The sequence below is a fragment of the Yokenella regensburgei genome, from assembly GCF_003634235.1.
Taxonomy (GTDB): domain Bacteria; phylum Pseudomonadota; class Gammaproteobacteria; order Enterobacterales; family Enterobacteriaceae; genus Yokenella; species Yokenella regensburgei.
On the sequence record NZ_RBIZ01000005.1, the window covers coordinates 588,405 to 608,384 of the forward strand.

14 protein-coding genes are annotated in these 19,980 nt (G+C 57.1%); 10 read left to right on the forward strand and 4 right to left on the reverse strand.

The genetic code is table 11. The features are described 5' to 3' along the window. Nucleotides 1-64 precede the first annotated feature (64 nt). From hrpB to fhuB, 6 genes are all read left to right on the forward strand, one after another. The gene (hrpB, locus tag C7387_RS17825; RefSeq protein WP_120817222.1) at nucleotides 65-2,494 is read left to right on the forward strand and encodes an ATP-dependent helicase HrpB; all 2,430 of its coding nucleotides are present in this window, start codon (nucleotides 65-67) and stop codon (nucleotides 2,492-2,494) included. Nucleotides 2,495-2,581: 87 nt separating this feature from the next. Next, nucleotides 2,582-5,107: a bifunctional glycosyl transferase/transpeptidase gene (gene mrcB / locus C7387_RS17830; protein WP_120817200.1), complete on the forward strand. Its 2,526-nt coding sequence runs from the start codon at nucleotides 2,582-2,584 to the stop codon at nucleotides 5,105-5,107. A 221-nt stretch (nucleotides 5,108-5,328) separates the two neighbouring features. After that, nucleotides 5,329-7,530 (forward strand): ferrichrome porin FhuA, encoded by a 2,202-nt coding sequence (gene fhuA / locus C7387_RS17835; protein ID WP_006817196.1) that lies wholly within the window; start codon nucleotides 5,329-5,331, stop codon nucleotides 7,528-7,530. 48 nt (nucleotides 7,531-7,578) lie between these two features. Further along, complete coding sequence (gene fhuC, locus C7387_RS17840; RefSeq protein WP_120817201.1) at nucleotides 7,579-8,376, forward strand: Fe3+-hydroxamate ABC transporter ATP-binding protein FhuC; 798 nt, start codon at nucleotides 7,579-7,581, stop codon at nucleotides 8,374-8,376. Continuing rightward, complete coding sequence (fhuD, locus tag C7387_RS17845) at nucleotides 8,376-9,266, forward strand: Fe(3+)-hydroxamate ABC transporter substrate-binding protein FhuD (protein WP_120817202.1); 891 nt, start codon at nucleotides 8,376-8,378, stop codon at nucleotides 9,264-9,266. The genes fhuC and fhuD overlap by 1 nt, the downstream gene beginning before the upstream one ends. After that, complete coding sequence (gene fhuB, locus C7387_RS17850; RefSeq protein WP_120817203.1) at nucleotides 9,263-11,245, forward strand: Fe(3+)-hydroxamate ABC transporter permease FhuB; 1,983 nt, start codon at nucleotides 9,263-9,265, stop codon at nucleotides 11,243-11,245. Before fhuD ends, fhuB begins: the two co-directional genes overlap by 4 nt. 50 nt (nucleotides 11,246-11,295) lie before the next feature. Here the strand turns inward: fhuB and hemL are convergent, their stop codons facing one another. After that, complete coding sequence (gene hemL, locus C7387_RS17855; protein ID WP_006817200.1) at nucleotides 11,296-12,576, reverse strand: glutamate-1-semialdehyde 2,1-aminomutase; 1,281 nt, start codon at nucleotides 12,574-12,576, stop codon at nucleotides 11,296-11,298. 177 nt (nucleotides 12,577-12,753) lie between these two features. On the opposite strand from hemL, the gene clcA reads away from it, so the two are divergent. Beyond that, nucleotides 12,754-14,172: a H(+)/Cl(-) exchange transporter ClcA gene (gene clcA / locus C7387_RS17860; protein ID WP_120817204.1), complete on the forward strand. Its 1,419-nt coding sequence runs from the start codon at nucleotides 12,754-12,756 to the stop codon at nucleotides 14,170-14,172. Between the two features lie 74 nt (nucleotides 14,173-14,246). Further along, nucleotides 14,247-14,594, forward strand: coding sequence for an iron-sulfur cluster insertion protein ErpA (gene erpA, locus C7387_RS17865; protein ID WP_006817203.1), 348 nt, complete (start codon nucleotides 14,247-14,249; stop codon nucleotides 14,592-14,594). Between the two features lie 65 nt (nucleotides 14,595-14,659). Here the strand turns inward: erpA and C7387_RS17870 are convergent, their stop codons facing one another. From C7387_RS17870 to mtnN, 3 genes are read right to left on the reverse strand one after another with little or no spacing between them, the layout of a single operon-like run. Further along, nucleotides 14,660-15,292: a TRIC cation channel family protein gene (locus tag C7387_RS17870; protein ID WP_120817205.1), complete on the reverse strand. Its 633-nt coding sequence runs from the start codon at nucleotides 15,290-15,292 to the stop codon at nucleotides 14,660-14,662. Between the two features lie 2 nt (nucleotides 15,293-15,294). After that, the gene (gene btuF, locus C7387_RS17875; RefSeq protein ID WP_006817205.1) at nucleotides 15,295-16,107 is read right to left on the reverse strand and encodes a vitamin B12 ABC transporter substrate-binding protein BtuF; all 813 of its coding nucleotides are present in this window, start codon (nucleotides 16,105-16,107) and stop codon (nucleotides 15,295-15,297) included. Then, entirely contained in the window at nucleotides 16,100-16,798 is a 699-nt protein-coding gene (gene mtnN, locus C7387_RS17880) for a 5'-methylthioadenosine/S-adenosylhomocysteine nucleosidase (RefSeq protein ID WP_006817206.1), read from the reverse strand. Before mtnN ends, btuF begins: the two co-directional genes overlap by 8 nt. 82 nt (nucleotides 16,799-16,880) lie before the next feature. Here mtnN and dgt point away from each other — a divergent pair, with 82 nt between their 5' ends. Next, on the forward strand, nucleotides 16,881-18,395 hold the full coding sequence (gene dgt, locus C7387_RS17885) for a dGTPase (protein ID WP_120817206.1): 1,515 nt from the start codon (nucleotides 16,881-16,883) through the stop codon (nucleotides 18,393-18,395). Nucleotides 18,396-18,530: 135 nt separating this feature from the next. Further along, complete coding sequence (degP, locus tag C7387_RS17890) at nucleotides 18,531-19,967, forward strand: serine endoprotease DegP (RefSeq protein WP_038252094.1); 1,437 nt, start codon at nucleotides 18,531-18,533, stop codon at nucleotides 19,965-19,967. Nucleotides 19,968-19,980: the final 13 nt, after the last annotated feature.

A 19,980-nucleotide genomic window follows, 5' to 3' on the forward strand; every position in this document is an offset into this window, starting at 1 on the left:
TCGGTAATCATTTATGGCGATGCTACAATGCATGACCCTGAATGTTAACTCTTCGGAGCGTTTTGTGTCCCTGTTACCGGTTGCTACAGTCCTTCCCGAACTTCTTCAGGCGCTGAGTCATGCGCCGCAGGTCTTGCTCAACGCGCCCACCGGCGCGGGGAAATCGACGTGGCTGCCGCTGCAAATTCTGGCTCAGGGCAACATTCAAGGTAAAATTATCCTCCTTGAGCCACGTCGGCTGGCGGCGCGTAACGTCGCGGAGCGGCTGGCAGAGCAGCTCGGTGAAAAAACCGGACAAACCATCGGCTACCGGATGCGTGCCGAGAACTGCACTGGCCCGGATACCCGCCTTGAAGTGGTAACGGAGGGGATCCTGACGCGCATGTTGCAGCACGATCCAGAGCTGAACGGCGTGGGGCTTGTGATCCTCGATGAGTTCCACGAGCGTAGCCTGCAGGCAGATCTCGCGCTGGCGCTGCTGCTCGACGTTCAGCAGGGGCTGCGGGACTCGCTTAAGCTGCTCATCATGTCGGCGACGCTCGATAACGATCGTCTGCAGCAGCTGCTGCCAGAGGCGCCGACCATTATCTCCGAGGGGCGAAGCTACCCGGTGGATCGCCGCTATCAACCACTGGCGGCGCATCAGCGCGCCGACGAGGCGATTGCTATCGCCACGGCCGAACTATTACGTCATGAATCCGGATCTCTGCTGCTGTTTTTACCGGGAGTAGGGGAAATTCTGCGCGTGCAGGAGCAGCTCGCCTCACGCATTGCCGACGATACATTACTGTGCCCGCTGTACGGTGCTTTGCCGCTCAGCGAGCAGCGGAAAGCGATTCTGCCTGCACCTGCCGGTAAGCGTAAAGTGGTGCTGGCGACCAACATTGCGGAAACCAGCCTGACGATTGAAGGTATTCGCCTGATTGTCGACAGTGCGCAGGAACGGGTGGCTCGTTTTGATGTGCGCACCGGGCTGACGCGGCTGGTCACGCAGCGCATCAGCCAGGCTTCGATGACCCAGCGCGCCGGGCGTGCCGGGCGTCTGGAGCCGGGTGTTTGTCTGCACCTGATAGCCAAAGAGCAGGCCGAGCGGGCGGCGGCGCAAAGCGAGCCGGAGATCCTGCAAAGCGATCTCTCCGGGCTGCTGCTGGAGCTTTTACAGTGGGGCTGTCAGGAACCGTCACAGCTCAGCTGGCTCGATCTTCCTCCGGCGCTCAACCTTGCGGCGGCGCGCCGACTGCTGGCGCAGCTACAGGCGCTGGAAGGCGAACGTCTGTCTGCGAAAGGCCGAAAGATGGCCGAGCAGGGTAACGATCCGCGTCTGGCGGCGATGCTGGTAGCGGCAGAGGGAGCCGATGAAATCGCCACGGCGGCGAAGGCGGTGGCGATCCTCGAAGAACCGCCGCGAAACGCCAGCACGGATCTTGCTCATGCCTTTTCCCGCAACCAGCCTAACTGGCAGCAGCGCGCCCGGCAGCTTGCGAAACGGCGCGGTGGATCGCCGGGCGAGGCGGATATTGACCTGCTTCCGGCACTGCTGGCGCGGGCGTTTCCCGACCGTATTGCCCGTCGTCGGGGGCAGGAAGGTCGTTACCAGCTTGCCAACGGTATGGGGGCAATGCTCGACGCCGACGACGCGCTGGGCCGCCATGAATGGTTGATTGCGCCACTGCTGCTGCAGGGCAGCCAGTCGGCGGACGCCCGTATTCTGCAGGCGCTACCGGTAGAAGTTGATGTGCTGATCGCACGTTGTCCGTGGCTGTTAAGCCAGTCTGATACCGTTGAGTGGGACGACGAGCGCGGTACGTTAAGAGCCTGGCGCCGCCTGCGAATTGGTGAGTTAACCGTGAAGACTCAGGCGCTGGCAAAACCTTCGGAAGAGGAGCTGCACCAGGCGATGCTTAACGGCATCCGTGACAAAGGGCTCTCGGTACTGAACTGGACGCCGGAGGCAGAGCAATTCCGTCTGCGTTTGATGAACGCGGCAAAATGGCTGCCGGAAGAGGAGTGGCCTGCGGTTGACGACGCGTCGTTACTGGCTTCGCTTGAGCGCTGGCTTCTGCCGCAGCTGACCGGGGTTCACTCGCTGCGGGCGCTTAAGGCGGTGAATATTCATGAAGCGTTACATAATCTGCTGCCATGGTCTTTACGTCAGCGGCTGGTGACTTCGCTTCCCACGCATTACACTGTGCCCACCGGAAGCCGAATCGTAATACGTTATCATGAGGATAATCCTCCGGCTCTGGCGGTGCGCATGCAGGAAATGTTTGGTGAAGCCACGACCCCAACGATAGCCGAGGGGCGTGTGGCGCTGGTGCTTGAGCTGTTATCGCCGGCACAGCGTCCGCTGCAGGTCACCCGCGATCTCAGCGCGTTCTGGAAAGGGTCTTATCGCGACGTTCAGAAAGAGATGAAAGGTCGTTACCCGAAGCATGTATGGCCCGACGATCCTGCAAATACTGCGCCCACCCGGCGCACAAAGAAATATTCATAGGCGAAAAATTGAGAGATTTCTTCTGGTTCGCCGAAATGAAAGAGATGAGAATCAGGCGGTTATGCCTGGAAAATGCGGAGAAAAAGCATGGCGGGGAATGACCGCGAGCCGATTGGACGGAAAGGAAAACCTTCACGTCCGGCGAAACAAAAGATAAGCCGTCGTCGGCTCAGAGATGAAGAGTATGACGACGAGTACGATGATGACGATGAGGATGAAGAGCCGATGCCGCGTAAGGGGAAAGGCAAAGGGCGTAAGCCTCGTGGTAAGCGCGGATGGTTCTGGTTCCTGGTGAAGCTTGGTATCGTCTTTGCGGTGCTTATCGCCATTTACGGTGTTTACCTCGACCAGAAAATTCGTAGCCGTATTGACGGTAAAGTGTGGCAGTTACCTGCCGCCGTATATGGCCGCATGGTTAACCTCGAGCCGGATATGCCGGTCAGTAAAAACGAGATGGTGCGTCTGTTGACGGCCTCCCAGTACCGCCAGGTGAGCGCGATGACGCGCCCGGGCGAGTTTACGGTGCAGGCTAACAGCATTGAGATGATCCGCCGTCCGTTTGACTTCCCGGACAGTAAAGAAGGGCAGGTGCGTGCGCGTCTGGACTTCGATAGCGATCATCTGGAAAGTATCACCAACATGGATAACAACCGCCAGTTCGGGTTCTTCCGACTCGATCCGCGATTGATAACCATGATGTCCTCGCCGAACGGCGAGCAGCGCCTGTTCGTGCCGCGCAGCGGGTTCCCGGACCTGCTGGTCGATACGCTTATCGCCACCGAAGACCGTCATTTCTATGAGCACGACGGTATCAGCCTGTACTCCATCGGGCGTGCGGTGCTGGCGAACGTGACCGCAGGACGCACGGTGCAAGGGGCGAGTACCCTGACGCAGCAGCTGGTGAAAAACCTGTTCCTCTCCAGTGAACGCTCCTACTGGCGTAAGGCCAACGAAGCGTACATGGCGGTTATCATGGATGCCCGCTACAGCAAAGACCGGATCCTTGAGCTGTATATGAACGAGGTGTACCTCGGTCAGAGCGGCGATAACGAGATCCGCGGCTTCCCGCTGGCGAGCCTGTACTACTTTGGTCGTCCGGTGGAAGAGCTGAGCCTCGATCAGCAGGCGCTGCTGGTGGGCATGGTGAAAGGGGCATCAATTTACAACCCGTGGCGTAATCCGAAGCTGGCGCTCGAACGTCGTAACCTGGTACTGCGCCTGCTGCAGCAGCAGAAGGTGATTGACCAGGAGCTGTACGACATGCTCAGCGCCCGCCCGCTTGGCGTGCAGCCGCGCGGTGGGGTTATCTCACCACAGCCAGCCTTTATGCAGATGGTTCGCCAGGAGCTGCAGGCGAAGCTTGGCGATAAAGTGAAAGATCTCTCCGGCGTGAAGATCTTCACCACCTTCGACTCGGTCGCGCAGGATGCGGCAGAAAAAGCGGCAACCGACGGCATTCCGGAGCTTAAAAAACAGCGTAAGTTGAGCGATCTCGAGACGGCGATGGTGGTCGTCGACCGCTTTAGCGGTGAGGTTCGGGCGATGGTTGGTGGTGCGGAACCGCAGTTTGCGGGTTACAACCGTGCCATGCAGGCGCGTCGTTCGATTGGTTCTCTGGCAAAACCGGCGACCTATCTTACCGCGCTAAGCCAGCCGAACCGCTATCGTCTGAATACCTGGATCGCCGATGCGCCGGTGGATATTCGCCTGCCTAACGGTCAGACCTGGTCTCCACAGAACGATAACCGTCGCTTTACCGGTCAGGTGATGCTGGTGGACGCGCTGACCCGTTCGATGAACGTGCCAACCGTTAACCTCGGGATGGCGCTGGGTCTCCCGGCGGTTACCGATACCTGGTTGAAACTGGGGGCGCCGAAAGATCAGCTTAATGCCGTGCCGGCTATGCTGCTGGGGGCACTTAACCTGACGCCGATTGAAGTGGCGCAGGCGTTCCAGACCATTGCCAGCGGCGGTAACCGCGCAACGCTTTCTGCCCTGCGTTCGGTGATTGGCGAAGATGGTACGGTGCTGTACCAGAGCTATCCGCAGGCGGAGCGTGCGGTGCCTGCGCAGGCGGCGTATATGACGCTGTGGACCATGCAGCAGGTGGTTCAGCGCGGTACCGGGCGTCAGCTTGGCGCTAAGTACCCGAACCTGCATCTGGCAGGGAAAACCGGGACCACCAACAACAACGTCGACACCTGGTTTGCCGGTATCGACGGCCGTGAAGTGGTGATCACCTGGGTTGGTCGTGACAACAACCAGCCGACGAAGCTCTACGGTGCCAGCGGTGCGATGTCTATCTACCAGCGCTATCTGTCCAACGAGTCACCGATCCCGCTGGATCTGACGCCGCCGGAAGATATTGCCAGCATGGGCGTTGACGATAACGGCAACTTTGTTTGCGGCGGTGGCGGCACTCGTATGCTGCCGGTCTGGACCACGGATCCGGACCAGCTTTGCCAGCAAAGCCAACCGCAGCCGCAGAACGGCAACCCGTTTGAGCCGTCCTCTCAGCCGCAACAACAGCAGCAGCCGCAGCAGCAGCCTCAGCAGCAGGATAAAAGCGATGGCGTAGCGGGCTGGATCAAGGATATGTTCGGCAGTAACTAAGTCTGCATATTCCGCAGTCACTCCTCTCGCCCTTCGGGGCGAGAGATCCTCTTCTTAACCTTCCTCTAACTCCATAACAACACTCCGGTTATTTTTTATGCCCTTAGATTTGGTAGGGGCGCATTCCGCTTGCTATGCCTTCGGCGTTTCGCCTATTATGCTGCGGTCATAATAATAATTATCGTTTACGTTATCATTCACTATTACATCAGAGAACTGAAATGGCGCGTCCTAAAACTGCTCAGCCAGGCAACATTGCGCTGCGTAAAATCGCAGTCGTTGTAGCTACAGCGGTTAGCGGCATGTCTGTCTATGCGCAGGCGGCTGACAAACCGAAAGAAGAAACCATCACCGTCACCGCCGCACCGGCCGCACAGGAAAGTGCCTGGGGTCCATCCCCAACCATCGCCGCGAAACGCACCGCTACCGCGACAAAAACCGATACCCCAATCGAAAAAACACCGCAGTCTGTTTCCGTCGTCACGCGGGAAGAGATGGATATGAAGCAGCCAACGACGGTGAAAGAGGCGATCGCTTATACACCGGGCGTATTCTCAACGCGCGGTAGCTCCACCACCTATGATGTGGTCACCATTCGTGGTTTTACGACCTCTTCAACCGTAAACACCAACCAGTATCTTGATGGTATGAAACTGCAGGGTAATAACTACTCTGAAGTGTCGATGGATCCTTACTTCCTCGAGCGCGTCGAAGTGATGCGTGGACCGGTATCGGTACTGTACGGCAACAGCAACCCGGGTGGGATTGTTTCGATGGTCAGCAAACGCCCGACCACCGAACCGCTGAAAGAAGTGCAGTTCAAAATGGGCACCAATAACCTGTGGCAAACGGGTTTTGACTTCAGTGATGCGATTGATGATGCCGGTGTGTGGTCCTACCGCCTGACCGGGTTAGGTAGCAGCCAGGATGCCCAGCAGCAGATGGCGAAATCTACACGCTACGCGATTGCACCCTCTTTCAGCTGGCGCCCGGATGATAAAACCGACTTTACCTTCCTGAGCAACTTCCAGAGCGATCCGGATGCGGGCTACTACGGCTGGCTGCCGCGTGAAGGGACCGTCGTGCCATACACGGATGCTAACGGTAATCAGCACAAACTGCCGACCGACTTCAACGAAGGCGATCCGGATAACAAAATGTCCCGCCGCCAGCAGATGGTTGGCTACAGCTTTGCCCACCAGTTTGATGACACCTTCACCGTGCGCCAGAACCTGCGTTACGCTCAGGTTCACACGCTCTATCGCTCCGTTTATGGATACGGTTATCAGGCCCCGGGAATGATTAATCGTCAGTACGTACGTTCTGATGAAAACCTCAATACGTTTACCGTTGATACTCAACTGCAGTCCAGGTTTGCGACGGGTCCGGTCGATCATACCCTGCTGACCGGGGTTGATTACTCGCGTATGCGTAATGACATAAACGCGGAATACGGCTCTGCTGATCCTATCTCCATGCAGAACCCGCAATACAATAATCCGAACATTAACGTCACGTTCCCGTATGCGGTGCTGAACCGTATGGAGCAGACTGGTCTGTATGCTCAGGATCAGGCTGAATGGGACAAATGGGTGCTGACATTAGGCGGTCGTTACGATTACGCCACCACCTCTACGCTGACCCGCTCTTCGAACTCGATGGCAGAAAACCACGATCAGCAGTTCACCTGGCGTGGCGGTCTGAACTATGTGTTCGATAACGGTGTTTCACCTTACTTCAGCTACAGCCAGTCGTTTGAGCCGGTTTCTGGTTCGAGTGCGGGCGGTAAACCGTTCGATCCTTCCCATGGCGAACAGTATGAAACGGGCGTGAAATACGTACCGAAAGACATGCCTGTGGTGGTTACCGCAGCGGTCTACCAGCTGACCAAAGATAAAAACCTGACGGCTGACCCGAACAATCCGGGCTTCAGTATCCAGACCGGGGAAATTCGTTCTCGCGGATTTGAACTGGAAGCCAAGGCGGCAGTAAACGCCAATATCAACCTGACGGCGGCCTATACGTTTACCGATGCTAAATATACCAACGACACGGTATTTGAAGGTAAGCGCCCGGCGGAAGTGCCGCGCAACATGGCCTCTCTGTGGGCTGACTACACCTTCCACGAAACGGCGTTGAGCGGTTTAACGCTCGGGGCAGGAGCGCGTTATATTGGCTCGACGGTAAGCTATTACCAAAATGATCCAGTGAAGAAAAATCAGTCCTTCAACGTTGCCAGCTATGCGGTTGTTGATGCGACGGTGAAATATGATCTGGCACGCTTCGGACTGCCTGGTTCATCGGTGGGTGTGAACGTCAATAACCTGTTTAACCGCGAATACGTTTCCAGCTGCTACAGCGAGTATGCATGCTACTGGGGCGCAGAACGTCAGGTCGTTGCGACAGCAACCTTCCGCTTCTAAACCATTTTCAGGCGCGGCTTGCTGCGCCTTTTTTACACGTTGGTCGCTATGCAGGAAAACATCACGCAATCCGATACTACCTTTTCGCTTAGCAACGTCGCTTTTCATGTCCCTGGCCGGACGCTGCTGCATCCTCTCTCTCTGACTTTTCCTGCGGGCAAAGTGACCGGGCTTATCGGTCATAACGGTTCCGGTAAATCCACACTGCTTAAAATGCTTGGCCGCCATCAGCCGCCGTCGCAGGGCGATATTCTGCTCGACGGGCAGCCGCTGGAGAGCTGGAACAACAAGTCCTTCGCTCGCAAGGTCGCCTACCTGCCGCAGCAGTTGCCGATGGCGGAAGGGATGACGGTGCGCGAACTGGTGGCGATTGGGCGCTATCCGTGGCACGGTGCGCTGGGGCGCTTTGGTGCCGCCGACCGTGAGAAAGTGGAAGAGGCGATTAGCCTGGTTGGTTTGAAGCCTCTGGCGCATCGCCTGGTCGACAGCCTCTCCGGTGGCGAACGTCAGCGCGCATGGATTGCCATGCTGGTCGCCCAGGATACTCGCTGCCTGCTGCTGGATGAACCGACCTCCGCGCTCGATATCGCCCATCAGGTGGATGTACTGGCGCTGGTGCATCGCCTGAGCCAGCAGCGTGGCCTGACGGTTATCGCGGTGCTGCACGATATCAATATGGCGGCTCGCTACTGCGATTATCTGGTGGCGCTGCGCGGTGGTGAAATGATTGCACAGGGAACCCCGGAAACGCTGATGCGTGGCGAAACGCTGGAGCAAATCTACGGTATTCCGATGGGGATCCTGCCGCATCCGGCAGGGGCTGCACCGGTAAGTTTTGTCTACTGATGAATAATTCTCTGATGATTAGCCGCCGGCGTCTGCTGACGGCGATGGCGCTGTCGCCGCTGCTGCTGAAAATGGCTCCGGCACAGGCGGCGACTATTGACCCTCGACGCATTGTCGCGCTCGAGTGGCTGCCGACGGAACTGCTGCTGGCACTGGGCGTCACGCCTTACGGCGTGGCGGATATTCCCAACTATCAGCGCTGGGTTAACGAGCCTGTTTTGCCAGACACGGTGATTGATGTCGGTCTGCGTACCGAGCCGAACCTTGAACTGCTCACCGAAATGAAGCCTTCTTACATGGTGTGGTCGTCAGGCTACGGCCCGTCGCCGGAGAAGCTCATGAAGATTGCACCGGGGCGCGGCTTTACTTTCAGCGATGGAAAAAGCCCGTTGGCGATGGCGCGAAAATCGCTGGTTGAGATGTCGCAGCTGCTGGGGCTGGAAGCGGCAGGGCGCCGTCATCTCGACGAATACGACCACTTTATTGCCCGGCACAAACCACGCTTTGCCAGGCGCGGCGGCCGTCCGCTGCTGATGCTGAGCCAGCTCGATGCCCGCCATATGCTGGTGTTTGGCCCGAATAGCCTGTTTCAGCCGATCCTCGATGACTATGGAATTGTGAATGCCTGGCAGGGGAAAACCAACTTCTGGGGTAGCCAGGTGGTGGGGATCGACAGGCTGGGCGAATTCAAGGATGTTGACGTCATCTGCTTTGAACACGGTAACACCCTGGCGATGCAAAAACTGCAGGCCACGCCGCTGTGGCAGGCGATGCCGTTTGTGCGTCAGCAACGTTTCCGGACGGCCCCGGCGGTGTGGTTCTACGGTGCGACGCTTTCGGCGATGAACTTCGTCACAATTCTGGATAATACGCTGGGAGGACAAGCATGAGGTCGCGCATCTCACTCTTCCCGGCGTTACTGTTACTGGTGCTGTTTATCGCCGCCCTGTGGCTCAGCTGGGTGAACTTCAATGCCGCGCTGCCGCGTGCGCAGTGGGGTGAAGCACTCTGGCAGCCGAGCGTCGACAGTATTGCCCAGATGCTGTTTCACTTCAGCCTGCTGCCGCGTGTCGCGGTATCGCTGCTGGTGGGGGCTGGCCTCGGACTGGTCGGCGTGCTGTTCCAGCAGGTGCTGCGTAACCCACTGGCGGAGCCGACCACGCTGGGCGTTGCAACCGGCGCACAGCTTGGGATAACCATCACCACTCTCTGGGCGCTGCCCGGTGTGCTGACCGCGCAGTTTGCGGCGCTGGCTGGCGCCTGTATTGTTGGCGCGCTGGTATTCGGCGTCTCCTGGGGAAAACGCCTGTCGCCGGTGACGCTTATCCTCGCGGGTCTGGTTGTGAGCATGTACTGCGGTGCCGTGAACCAGCTGCTGGTGATTTTCCACCACGATCAGCTGCAGAGCATGTTTTTATGGAGCACCGGCTCGCTGACGCAAACCGACTGGAGCGTAGTGCAACAGCTGTGGCCACAGCTGTTGGGGGGCGTGATGCTCACGCTGCTTCTGCTGCGACCGCTAACCCTGATGGGGCTGGATGACGGCGTGGCGCGCAACCTTGGGCTGGCGCTGTCGCTGGCGCGGCTGGCAACGTTGACGCTGGCGATTATTATCAGTGCCCTGCTGGTGAATGCGGTTGGGATTATTGGTTTTATCGGCCTGTTTGCCCCGCTGCTGGCAAAAATGCTCGGCGCACGACGACTGCTTTCTCGCCTGATCCTGGCGACACTGATTGGCGCGCTGATCCTCTGGCTTTCCGATCAAATGATCCTCTGGCTCTCACGAGTCTGGATGGAGGTCTCTACCGGTTCGGTGACCGCGCTGATTGGTGCTCCGCTGCTCCTGTGGCTGCTGCCGCGCCTGCGCAGCATCAGTGCACCGGCTATGAACGCCGGTGACCGGGTGGCGGCAGAACGGCAGAATGTGTTGCTGTACTCCCTTATTGGCGCTGCCGTGCTGCTGTTGGTGATGCTGGCGGCGCTGTCGCTGGGGCGTGATTCCCAGGGCTGGCAGTGGGCGTATGGCGAACTGCTCGAGAGGCTGATGCCGTGGCGCGCACCGCGCATTATGGCGGCGTTAATCGCCGGTGTCATGCTGGCAGTGGCGGGCTGTATCATCCAGCGTCTGACGGGTAACCCAATGGCGAGCCCGGAGGTGTTAGGTATTTCCTCCGGTGCGGCGTTTGGCGTAGTGCTGATGCTGTTCTTTGTGCCGGGCAACGCCTTTGAGTGGTTGCTGCCGGCCGGCAGCATGGGGGCGGCGGCAACGCTGCTGATTATCCTGATTGCCGCCGGGCGCGGTGGTTTTTCGCCACACCGCATGCTGCTGGCGGGGATGGCGCTCAGCACCGCCTTCACCATGCTGCTGATGATGCTGCAGGCAAGCGGTGACCCGCGGATGGCGCAAATTTTGACGTGGATCTCCGGTTCGACCTACAACGCTAACTGGCTGCAGGTTACGCGGACGGGGCTGATGATGCTGGTACTGTTAGCTCTGGTGCCGTTGTGCCGCCGCTGGATGACTATCCTGCCGTTAGGGGGAGATACTGCCCGCGCGGTGGGGATCGCGCTAACGCCATCACGTGTAGGGTTACTGTTGCTGGCCGCCAGCCTGACCGCTGCGGCGACGCTGATTATTGGCCCGCTCAGCTTTATTGGGCTGATGGCACCGCATATCGCGAGGATGATGGGATTCCGTCGAACGATGCCGCATATTGTTATGTCGGCCCTGACGGGGGGATTACTGCTGGTGGTGGCTGACTGGGGCGGACGAATGCTGCTGTTCCCGTATCAGGTTCCGGCGGGGCTGCTCTCAAGCTTTATCGGCGCGCCGTACTTTATTTATCTGCTGAGAAAGCAGAGCCGATAATTTCCCCGCACTCAGCCCCTCTCCCCAAAGGGAGAGGGGTCTGCATTTCATTACAGCTTCGCGAACACCCGACGTGCAGCATCGATGGTGTTATCGATATCTTCTTCGCTGTGGGCGATGGACATAAAGCCCGCTTCAAACGCGGAAGGCGCCAGGTACACACCTTCTTCCAGCATCAGGTGGAAGAAGCGCTTGAATCGCTCTACGTCGCACTTCAGCACGTCCTGATAGCAGGTCACTTCTTTCGCATCGGTGAAGAAAATGCCGAACATACCGCCCACGTGGTTTACCACCAGTGGAATACCCGTTTCCTCAGCCGCTTCCAGCAGGCCATTCGCGAGCTGAGTAGTCAGTGCGGTCAGCGTCTCATGCACGCCCGGCTGAGCCACTTCGGTCAGACAGGCATAGCCCGCCGCCATGGCAATAGGGTTACCCGAAAGGGTACCCGCCTGATATACCGGACCGGTTGGCGCCAGCGCGTCCATCACGTCGCGGCGTCCGCCGAAAGCGCCCACCGGCATACCGCCGCCGATGATTTTGCCAAGGCAGGTGAGGTCTGGTTCTACGTCGTAGTAAGACTGTGCACCCGCCAGTGCGACGCGGAAGCCGGTCATGACTTCATCGATGATAAACAGCGCGCCAAACTCATCACACAGGGCGCGCAGGCCCGGCAGGAAGTCAGGCTGCGGCGGAATACAGTTCATGTTGCCCGCGACCGGCTCGACGATGATGCAGGCGATTTCCTGCGGGTACTGTTCGAATGCTTCACGCACGGAAGCCAGGTCGTTATAGGTACAGGTCAGAGTATGCTTAGCGAAGTCCGCCGGTACGCCCGGGGAGTTTGGCTGGCCGAGGGTCAGCGCACCGGAGCCAGCTTTCACCAGCAGGCAGTCGGCGTGACCGTGGTAGCAACCTTCAAACTTGATGATTTTATCGCGGCCGGTGAAGCCACGGGCCAGACGAATGGCGCTCATAGTGGCTTCAGTCCCGGAGTTCACCATGCGAACCATATCCATGGTCGGCACCAGTTCGGTGACCAGTGCAGCCATAGTGACTTCCATCTCGGTCGGTGCACCAAAGCTCAGGCCACGGTGAGCCGCTTCAATCACCGCATTACGGATCGCCGGGTGGTTGTGCCCAAGCACCATCGGCCCCCAGGAGCCAACATAATCAACATAGGCTTTGCCATCCACGTCATACAGATAAGCCCCGTCGGCGCGTTCAATAAAAAGTGGAGTTCCACCGACGCCGGTAAAAGCACGGACCGGGGAGTTCACGCCGCCGGGGATAAGTTCGCGCGCGGCGCTGTAGAGGTTTTCTGATTTGCTCATTGCCTGTTCCTGGTTCGGGTATGAGAATTGGCGTCTATTCTAAGTTATTCCGTAGACGTTATGAAAGTTTTGCTCAAATGAAAACAACAGTAACCAAAGGGATTTTCCAGGCGACAGCGCGGTGGCGGGATGATTACAATACGCCGGGCATTTGTATTACTTATTAATGATAATCGCATGAAAGCAGAATCTCCCTCTTTTGAAGCACAACAAGTTCTTCGCAGACGCCGTCGCGATGTGATCCGGCGGATACTCAATCGTGACAAAACGCCGCTCGCTATTTTATTGATGGCAGCGGTCGTTGGCACGGTGACCGGATTGGTTGGGGTCGCGTTTGAAAAGGCCGTCTCCTGGGTGCAGAACTGGCGACTGGGGCACCTGACGCGCGCCGCTGACCACGATATTCTGGTCTGGCCGCTGGCGTTTATTCTCTCGGCGCTATTGGCGATGGTCGGGTATTTTCTCGTCCGCCGTTTTGCACCTGAAGCCGGTGGCTCAGGCATCCCGGAGATCGAAGGGGCGCTGGAAGAACTGCGTCCGGTACGCTGGTGGCGCGTATTACCGGTAAAATTTTTCGGTGGGATGGGTACTCTCGGCGCGGGAATGGTGCTCGGACGTGAAGGGCCAACGGTGCAGATTGGCGGCAATATCGGGCGAATGATCCTCGATTTGTTCCGCTCACGAAGCCCGGAGGCGCGGCATACGTTGCTGGCAACCGGCGCGGCGGCCGGTCTCTCGGCGGCGTTTAACGCACCGCTCGCCGGGATCCTGTTTATCATCGAAGAGATGCGCCCGCAGTTTCGCTATAACCTGATCTCGATAAAAGCCGTCTTTACCGGCGTGATCATGTCGAGCATCGTATTCCGTATTTTCAACGGCGAAGCGCCACTCATCGACGTGGGGCATTTATCAAATGCGCCGGTAAATACCCTGTGGCTGTATCTGATCCTCGGGATGGTTTTTGGCTGCGTGGGCCCGTTGTTCAATAACCTCGTGCTGCGTACCCAGGATATGTTCCAGCGTATTCACGGTGGTGAAATTAAAAAATGGGTGCTGGTCGGTGGGGTGATTGGCGGACTGTGTGGGGTGCTGGGACTGATTGAGCCTGCGGCCTCCGGCGGCGGCTTTAACCTGATCCCCTTCGCGGCGGCAGGGAACTACACCATTGGATTGCTGCTGTTTATATTTATCGCGCGAGTAGTGACCACGCTCCTGTGCTTCTCGTCCGGCGCGCCGGGCGGTATTTTTGCCCCGATGCTGGCGTTAGGAACCCTGCTTGGTACCGCGTTCGGTATGGCGGCAATGGTCTACTTCCCGCAGTATCACCTACAGGCCGGAACCTTTGCCATCGCCGGCATGGGGGCGCTGCTGGCGGCGTCCGTACGGGCACCGCTCACCGGGATTGTGCTGGTGCTGGAGATGACGGACAACTATCAGCTCATTTTGCCAATGATTATTACCTGTCTTGGCGCAACACTACTGGCACAATTTTTAGGTGGCAAACCGCTATACTCCACGATCCTGGCCCGAACGCTTGCGAAGCAACAGGCAGAACAGGCGCGTAATGCACCGCCGGTCGGTGGGGAGAATACTTGAACGATTTACTCGGGTATTAGATAATGGCTCAAAAGGTCGGGTTATTATTTGGCCTGTATTAACGGGAGTAAAAAATGAGTGATGACGTAGCAGCGCTGCCGCTGCAGTTTACCGACGCCGCAGCTAACAAAGTAAAAGCCCTGATTGCCGACGAAAACAATCCTAACCTGAAGCTGCGTGTATACATCACCGGCGGTGGGTGCAGCGGTTTCCAGTATGGTTTCACCTTTGACGATCAGGTGAACGATGGTGATATGACTATCGAGAAGCAGGGTGTTGGCCTGGTGGTCGACCCGATGAGCCTGCAGTATCTGGTCGGTGGTTCTGTGGATTACACCGAAGGTCTGGAAGGTTCCCGCTTTATCGTCTCTAACCCGAACGCTACCAGCACCTGCGGGTGTGGTTCTTCGTTCAGCGTCTGACGGCTATCATGCAGGCCCGGCAAGCGTAGCGTGCCGGGCGGCTTCGCCTTACCCGGCATCCTTCTTTACTTCCCCTGACGTCCGTTATCATCCAGCGTAAAGGTTGGCAGCTTCAGGTGCCAGCGAATAGCGGCAAGTCGGATAACCAGCGTCACCTGCATCCCAAGCATCGCCGACGTTTCCAGCGACATCGCAAACGTATAATGCGCCGTGGCGTGAACAATACCGCCAACAATACAGGCAGTGGCGTAGATTTCGGTGCGCAGAATCATCGGGATTTCGCGCGCCAGCACGTCGCGGATAATCCCGCCGCCGACGCCGGTAATAACACCCATACAAATCGCTACCAGCGGACCGGTTCCGGCGATAAAGGCTTTGTTTACCCCTATACCGACGAACACCGCAAGCCCGACGGCATCGAGAACCGGCAGGATCCATTTCGGCAGGCGGCGCGGTTGGCGCACCAGCAAAATGGTGAGCATGCTGGTTATCATCGCTACCACCAGATCGGTGGGATCTTTTACCCAAAAGACCGGGCCGTTTGCCAGCGCCATGTCCCTGATGGTTCCACCACCTACGGCGGTGACAACGCCCAGCACCAGTACGCCGAACGGATCCATGCGCAGCTTTCCGGCCAGCAGAACGCCGGAAATAGCAAATACCGCGGTACCAACAATATCCAGCCAATACACGAGCATGGTTAGTTTCCTGCCTGATCCACCTGCGCAAGCGCAGTACAGAGTTGTTTTGCGGCGAGGATAATACGCGGGCTTGCGCGTTCAAACCAGTCACTATTGAGCGCAATAATCGGAACGTTGAGCTGGGTACGCCAGTAACCCTCTATTTTCGCGACTTCACGCTCATCGCCGGTCACTACGATGGCCTGCGGGGAACGTGCCAGCACCTGCTCTCGGCTTACCTGCGGCCAGGGAACACGGCTACCGGCAAAGATGTTTTCTCCACCGCACAGCTCAAGGATCTCGTTTTGAATCGAGTTTTTCCCGGTTGTGAACAGCGGGTTGGCACCAAACTGTAGAAACACACGTTTTTTCGCATGGCTGCCGTACTGGGCTTTCAATTGAGTGTAGTCGTGCATCAATGTTTGCGCGGCCTGCTGAGCCTTTTTGGGCTGCGGGCTCCAGGCGGCCAGTTCGCGTAGCGACTGGGCGATATGGGCAACCGAAGTGGTATCGACCCACAGGACTTTAATGCCGAGTGAACTGAGCTGATTCACCTGACGCTCGGCATTGCCCTCGCGCCAGGCCAGCACCAGGTCAGGCTTCAGGGCGACGATGCGCTCAAGATTAATGCCTTGCCAGCTGGCGATTTGCTCAATTTTTTCCGCTTCAGGCGGATAGTCTGAATAGCTGCTGACACCGACCGGCGTGATGCCAGCGGCAAAGGCGAGTTCAGTATTGGACGGGGAGAGGGAAACTACCCGGGGCGCGGCGAAAAGCCACGCCGGGGTAAGCAGAAGCAGGGCAACAATGGCCCTGAAGCGCGACTTAGCCACGCGCCAGCTTCTGCACCAGAGCTTCCACCATCAGGGTAGACTGCCTGGCGGCAACCGCCAGGAACTCGTCAAAGCTGAGGTGAGATTGCTGATCCGCAACGTCGGAAATGGCGCGAACGACCACGAAAGGCACCTTAAAGTTGTGGCAGACATGGGCAATCGCAGTCGCTTCCATCTCAACGGCAATCGCCTGCGGGAAGTTATGGCGAATTTTGGCAAGGCCAACAGAGCCGTTAATGAAAGCATCACCGCTGACAATAAGGCCGCGAACAGAGTTCAGATTCAGCGCGCTGATGCAGCTTTCTGCGGCGGTAATCAGTTTGTCGTCGGCTTTAAAACCGGCCGGGCAGCCCGGAAGCTGGCCATACTCGTAACCGAACGCGGTAACGTCGGCGTCATGATAACGGGCTTCGTCGGAGACCACGATATCACCCACTTTCAGCGTCGGCGCCAGGCCACCGGCGGAACCGGTGTTGATGATTACGTCCGGCTTGCAGTGCTCCAGCAGCAGGGTTGCGCCCATGGCGGCAGCCACTTTACCGATACCGGATTTGAGTAACGCGACTTCTGTGCCATTCAGCGTACCGGTGTAAATCTCGCTTCCGCCAATAGACAGCGTCTGACGGTTCTCGATTTTGTCACGCAGCAGCGTAACTTCTTCTTCCATTGCACCAATAATGCCAATTTTCATAGATTTACTCGCGATATGTCAGGTTTAAAGGCATAGTTTATCATGCGCCCAGAGGATGCGCATATCCGGACCGGGAGAGGCTATGTCTGACATTAATTTTCGCAACAAGATTAACTGGCGTCGGCGGTTTCGTTCACCGCAGGGCGCGAAGACGGAACATGAGATCCTGCGGATTTTTGAAAGCGATCGCGGGCGGATTGTGAACTCTCCGGCCATTCGTCGCTTACAGCAGAAAACTCAGGTGTTTCCGCTGGAGCGCAACGCTGCGGTGCGCACGCGCCTGACCCATTCTCTGGAAGTTCAGCAGGTGGGGCGCTATATCGCAAAAGAAGTGCTGAGCCGTCTTAAAGAACAAAAACGGCTTGCAGCCTACGGGCTGGACGAACTCACCGGGCCGTTTGAAAGCATCGTCGAAATGGCCTGTTTGATGCACGATATTGGCAATCCGCCGTTTGGCCATTTTGGTGAAGCGGCGATCAACGACTGGTTCCGCCAGCGCCTGTTCCCTTCAGATGCCGCAAGCCAGCCGCAAAGCGATGACCGCTGCACGGTGGCGGCATTACGCCTGCGCGAAGGGGAGGAGAGCCTCAACGTGCTGCGGCGCAAGGTGCGTCAGGATCTGTGCCACTTTGAGGGCAATGCGCAGGGGATCCGTCTGGTGCATACCCTGATGCGAATGAACCTGACCTGGGCGCAGGTGGGTTGTATTCTGAAGTATACCCGCCCGGCGTGGTGGACAGGGCCGACGCCGGAAAGCCACAGCTACCTGATGAAAAAACCGGGTTTTTACCTCGCAGAAGAAGCCTATATTGAAAGGCTGCGTAAAGAGCTTTCTCTCGCACCTTACAGCCGCTTCCCGCTGACCTGGATAATGGAGGCTGCCGACGATATCTCTTATTGCGTCGCCGACCTGGAAGACGCGGTGGAAAAACGGATATTCAGCGTTGAACAGCTGTATCAGCATTTGCATGACGCGTGGGGACACCATGTAAAAGGCTCGCTATTCTCTCAGGTGGTTGAAAACGCCTGGGAGAAATCACGCTCAAATAGCCTAAGCCGGAGTACTGAAGATCAGTTCTTTATGTATTTACGGGTCAATACGTTGAATAAGCTGGTGCCCTATGCTGCCCAGCGTTTTATTGAGAATATTGAGCAGATATACACGGGGGATTTTAATCATGCCCTGCTGGAGGATGACAGCGACTTTAGTCAACTGCTTGATTTATATAAAACGGTGGCAATGAAGCAAGTGTTCAGCCATCCGGACGTAGAGCAGCTTGAATTACAAGGATACCGTGTTATCAGCGGCTTGCTGGAGATCTATAAACCGCTACTGCAACTTTCAACGGCGGATTTTTGTTCGCTGGTGGAAAATGAACGGCTGCGTCATTTACCTATTGAATCACGTCTGTTTCAGAAGCTCTCAACGCGCCATCGGCTGGCTTATATAGAAGCGGTGAATAAAATTTCGCGTCAGTCAGTTGAATTTCCGCTGATGGAATACTATTACCGTTGTCGGTTGATTCAGGATTATATCAGCGGCATGACAGATTTGTATGCCTGGGATGAGTATCGCCGGTTGATGGCTGTGGAATAAGCCTGAGTTTTGTAAAGATGGCCAATAAATATTTACTTTTTCCATAAACTTAATCCCGGAACTTCCCGCTATAAAATGAATCTGACAATCACGAACACAGCAATTTTGCGTAATCAGATATTGAGATTGAGACACATGAAAAAAACCACGTTAGCAATGAGTGCACTGGCTTTGAGTTTAAGTCTGGCTTTGTCGCCGCTGGCGACGGCAGCTGAAACGGCATCCTCGGCAACGACTGCGCAGCAGATGCCGAGCCTCGCGCCGATGCTTGAAAAAGTGATGCCATCAGTGGTTAGCATTAACGTTGAGGGTAGCACCAGCGTTAATACGCCGCGGATGCCGCGTAACTTCCAGCAGTTCTTTGGTGATGATTCACCGTTCTGTCAGGACGGTTCTCCGTTCCAGGGCTCACCGTTCTGCCAGGGCGGACCGGGTGCCGGAGCGGGTGGTAACGGCGGCGGCCAGCAGCAGAAATTTATGGCGCTGGGTTCAGGCGTAATTATTGATGCCGCAAAAGGCTATGTGGTAACGAACAACCACGTCGTGGACAACGCGACGACGATTAAAATTCAGTTAAGCGACGGGCGTAAGTTTGATGCCAAAGTCGTGGGCAAAGATCCGCGTTCCGATATCGCACTGATCCAGATTCAGGATCCGAAAAACCTGACCGCGATTAAGCTTGCTGATTCCGATGCGCTGCGCGTGGGTGACTACACCGTGGCTATCGGTAACCCGTTCGGTCTGGGAGAAACGGTGACCTCCGGTATCGTTTCTGCGCTGGGTCGTAGCGGCCTGAACGTGGAAAACTACGAGAACTTTATCCAGACCGATGCGGCGATTAACCGCGGTAACTCCGGCGGTGCGCTGGTGAACCTCAACGGCGAACTTATCGGTATTAACACCGCTATTCTGGCGCCGGACGGCGGCAACATCGGTATCGGTTTTGCTATCCCGAGCAACATGGTGAAAAACCTGACCGACCAGATGGTGAAGTTCGGCCAGGTGAAACGCGGTGAGCTGGGTATTCTGGGCACCGAGCTGAGCTCCGATCTCGCGAAAGCCATGAAGGTTGATGCACAGCGTGGCGCGTTTGTAAGCCAGGTTATGCCGAACTCTTCAGCCGCGAAAGCCGGTATCAAGGCGGGTGATGTGATAACCACCCTTGACGGTAAGCCTATCAGCAGCTTTGCAGCACTACGTGCGCAGGTAGGGTCAATGCCGGTCGGCAGCAAAGTGAGCCTCGGCCTGCTGCGTGATGGCAAACCGGTTACCGTGACGCTGGAACTGCAGCAGAGCAGCCAGACTCAGGTTGACTCCAGCTCCATCTTCAACGGTATTGAAGGTGCAGAGATGAGCAACAAGGGTCAGGATAAAGGTGTGGTGGTCAGCAGCGTGAAAGGGAACACCCCTGCGGCGGCGATTGGCCTGAAAAAAGGTGACATCATCGTCGGTATCAACCAGCAGCCGGTGAAAAACATCGCTGACCTGCGGAAGATCCTTGAGAGCAAGCCTTCCGTTCTGGCGCTGAATATTCAGCGTGGCGACAGCACAATCTATCTGTTGATGCAGTAATCTCACGGCAGAA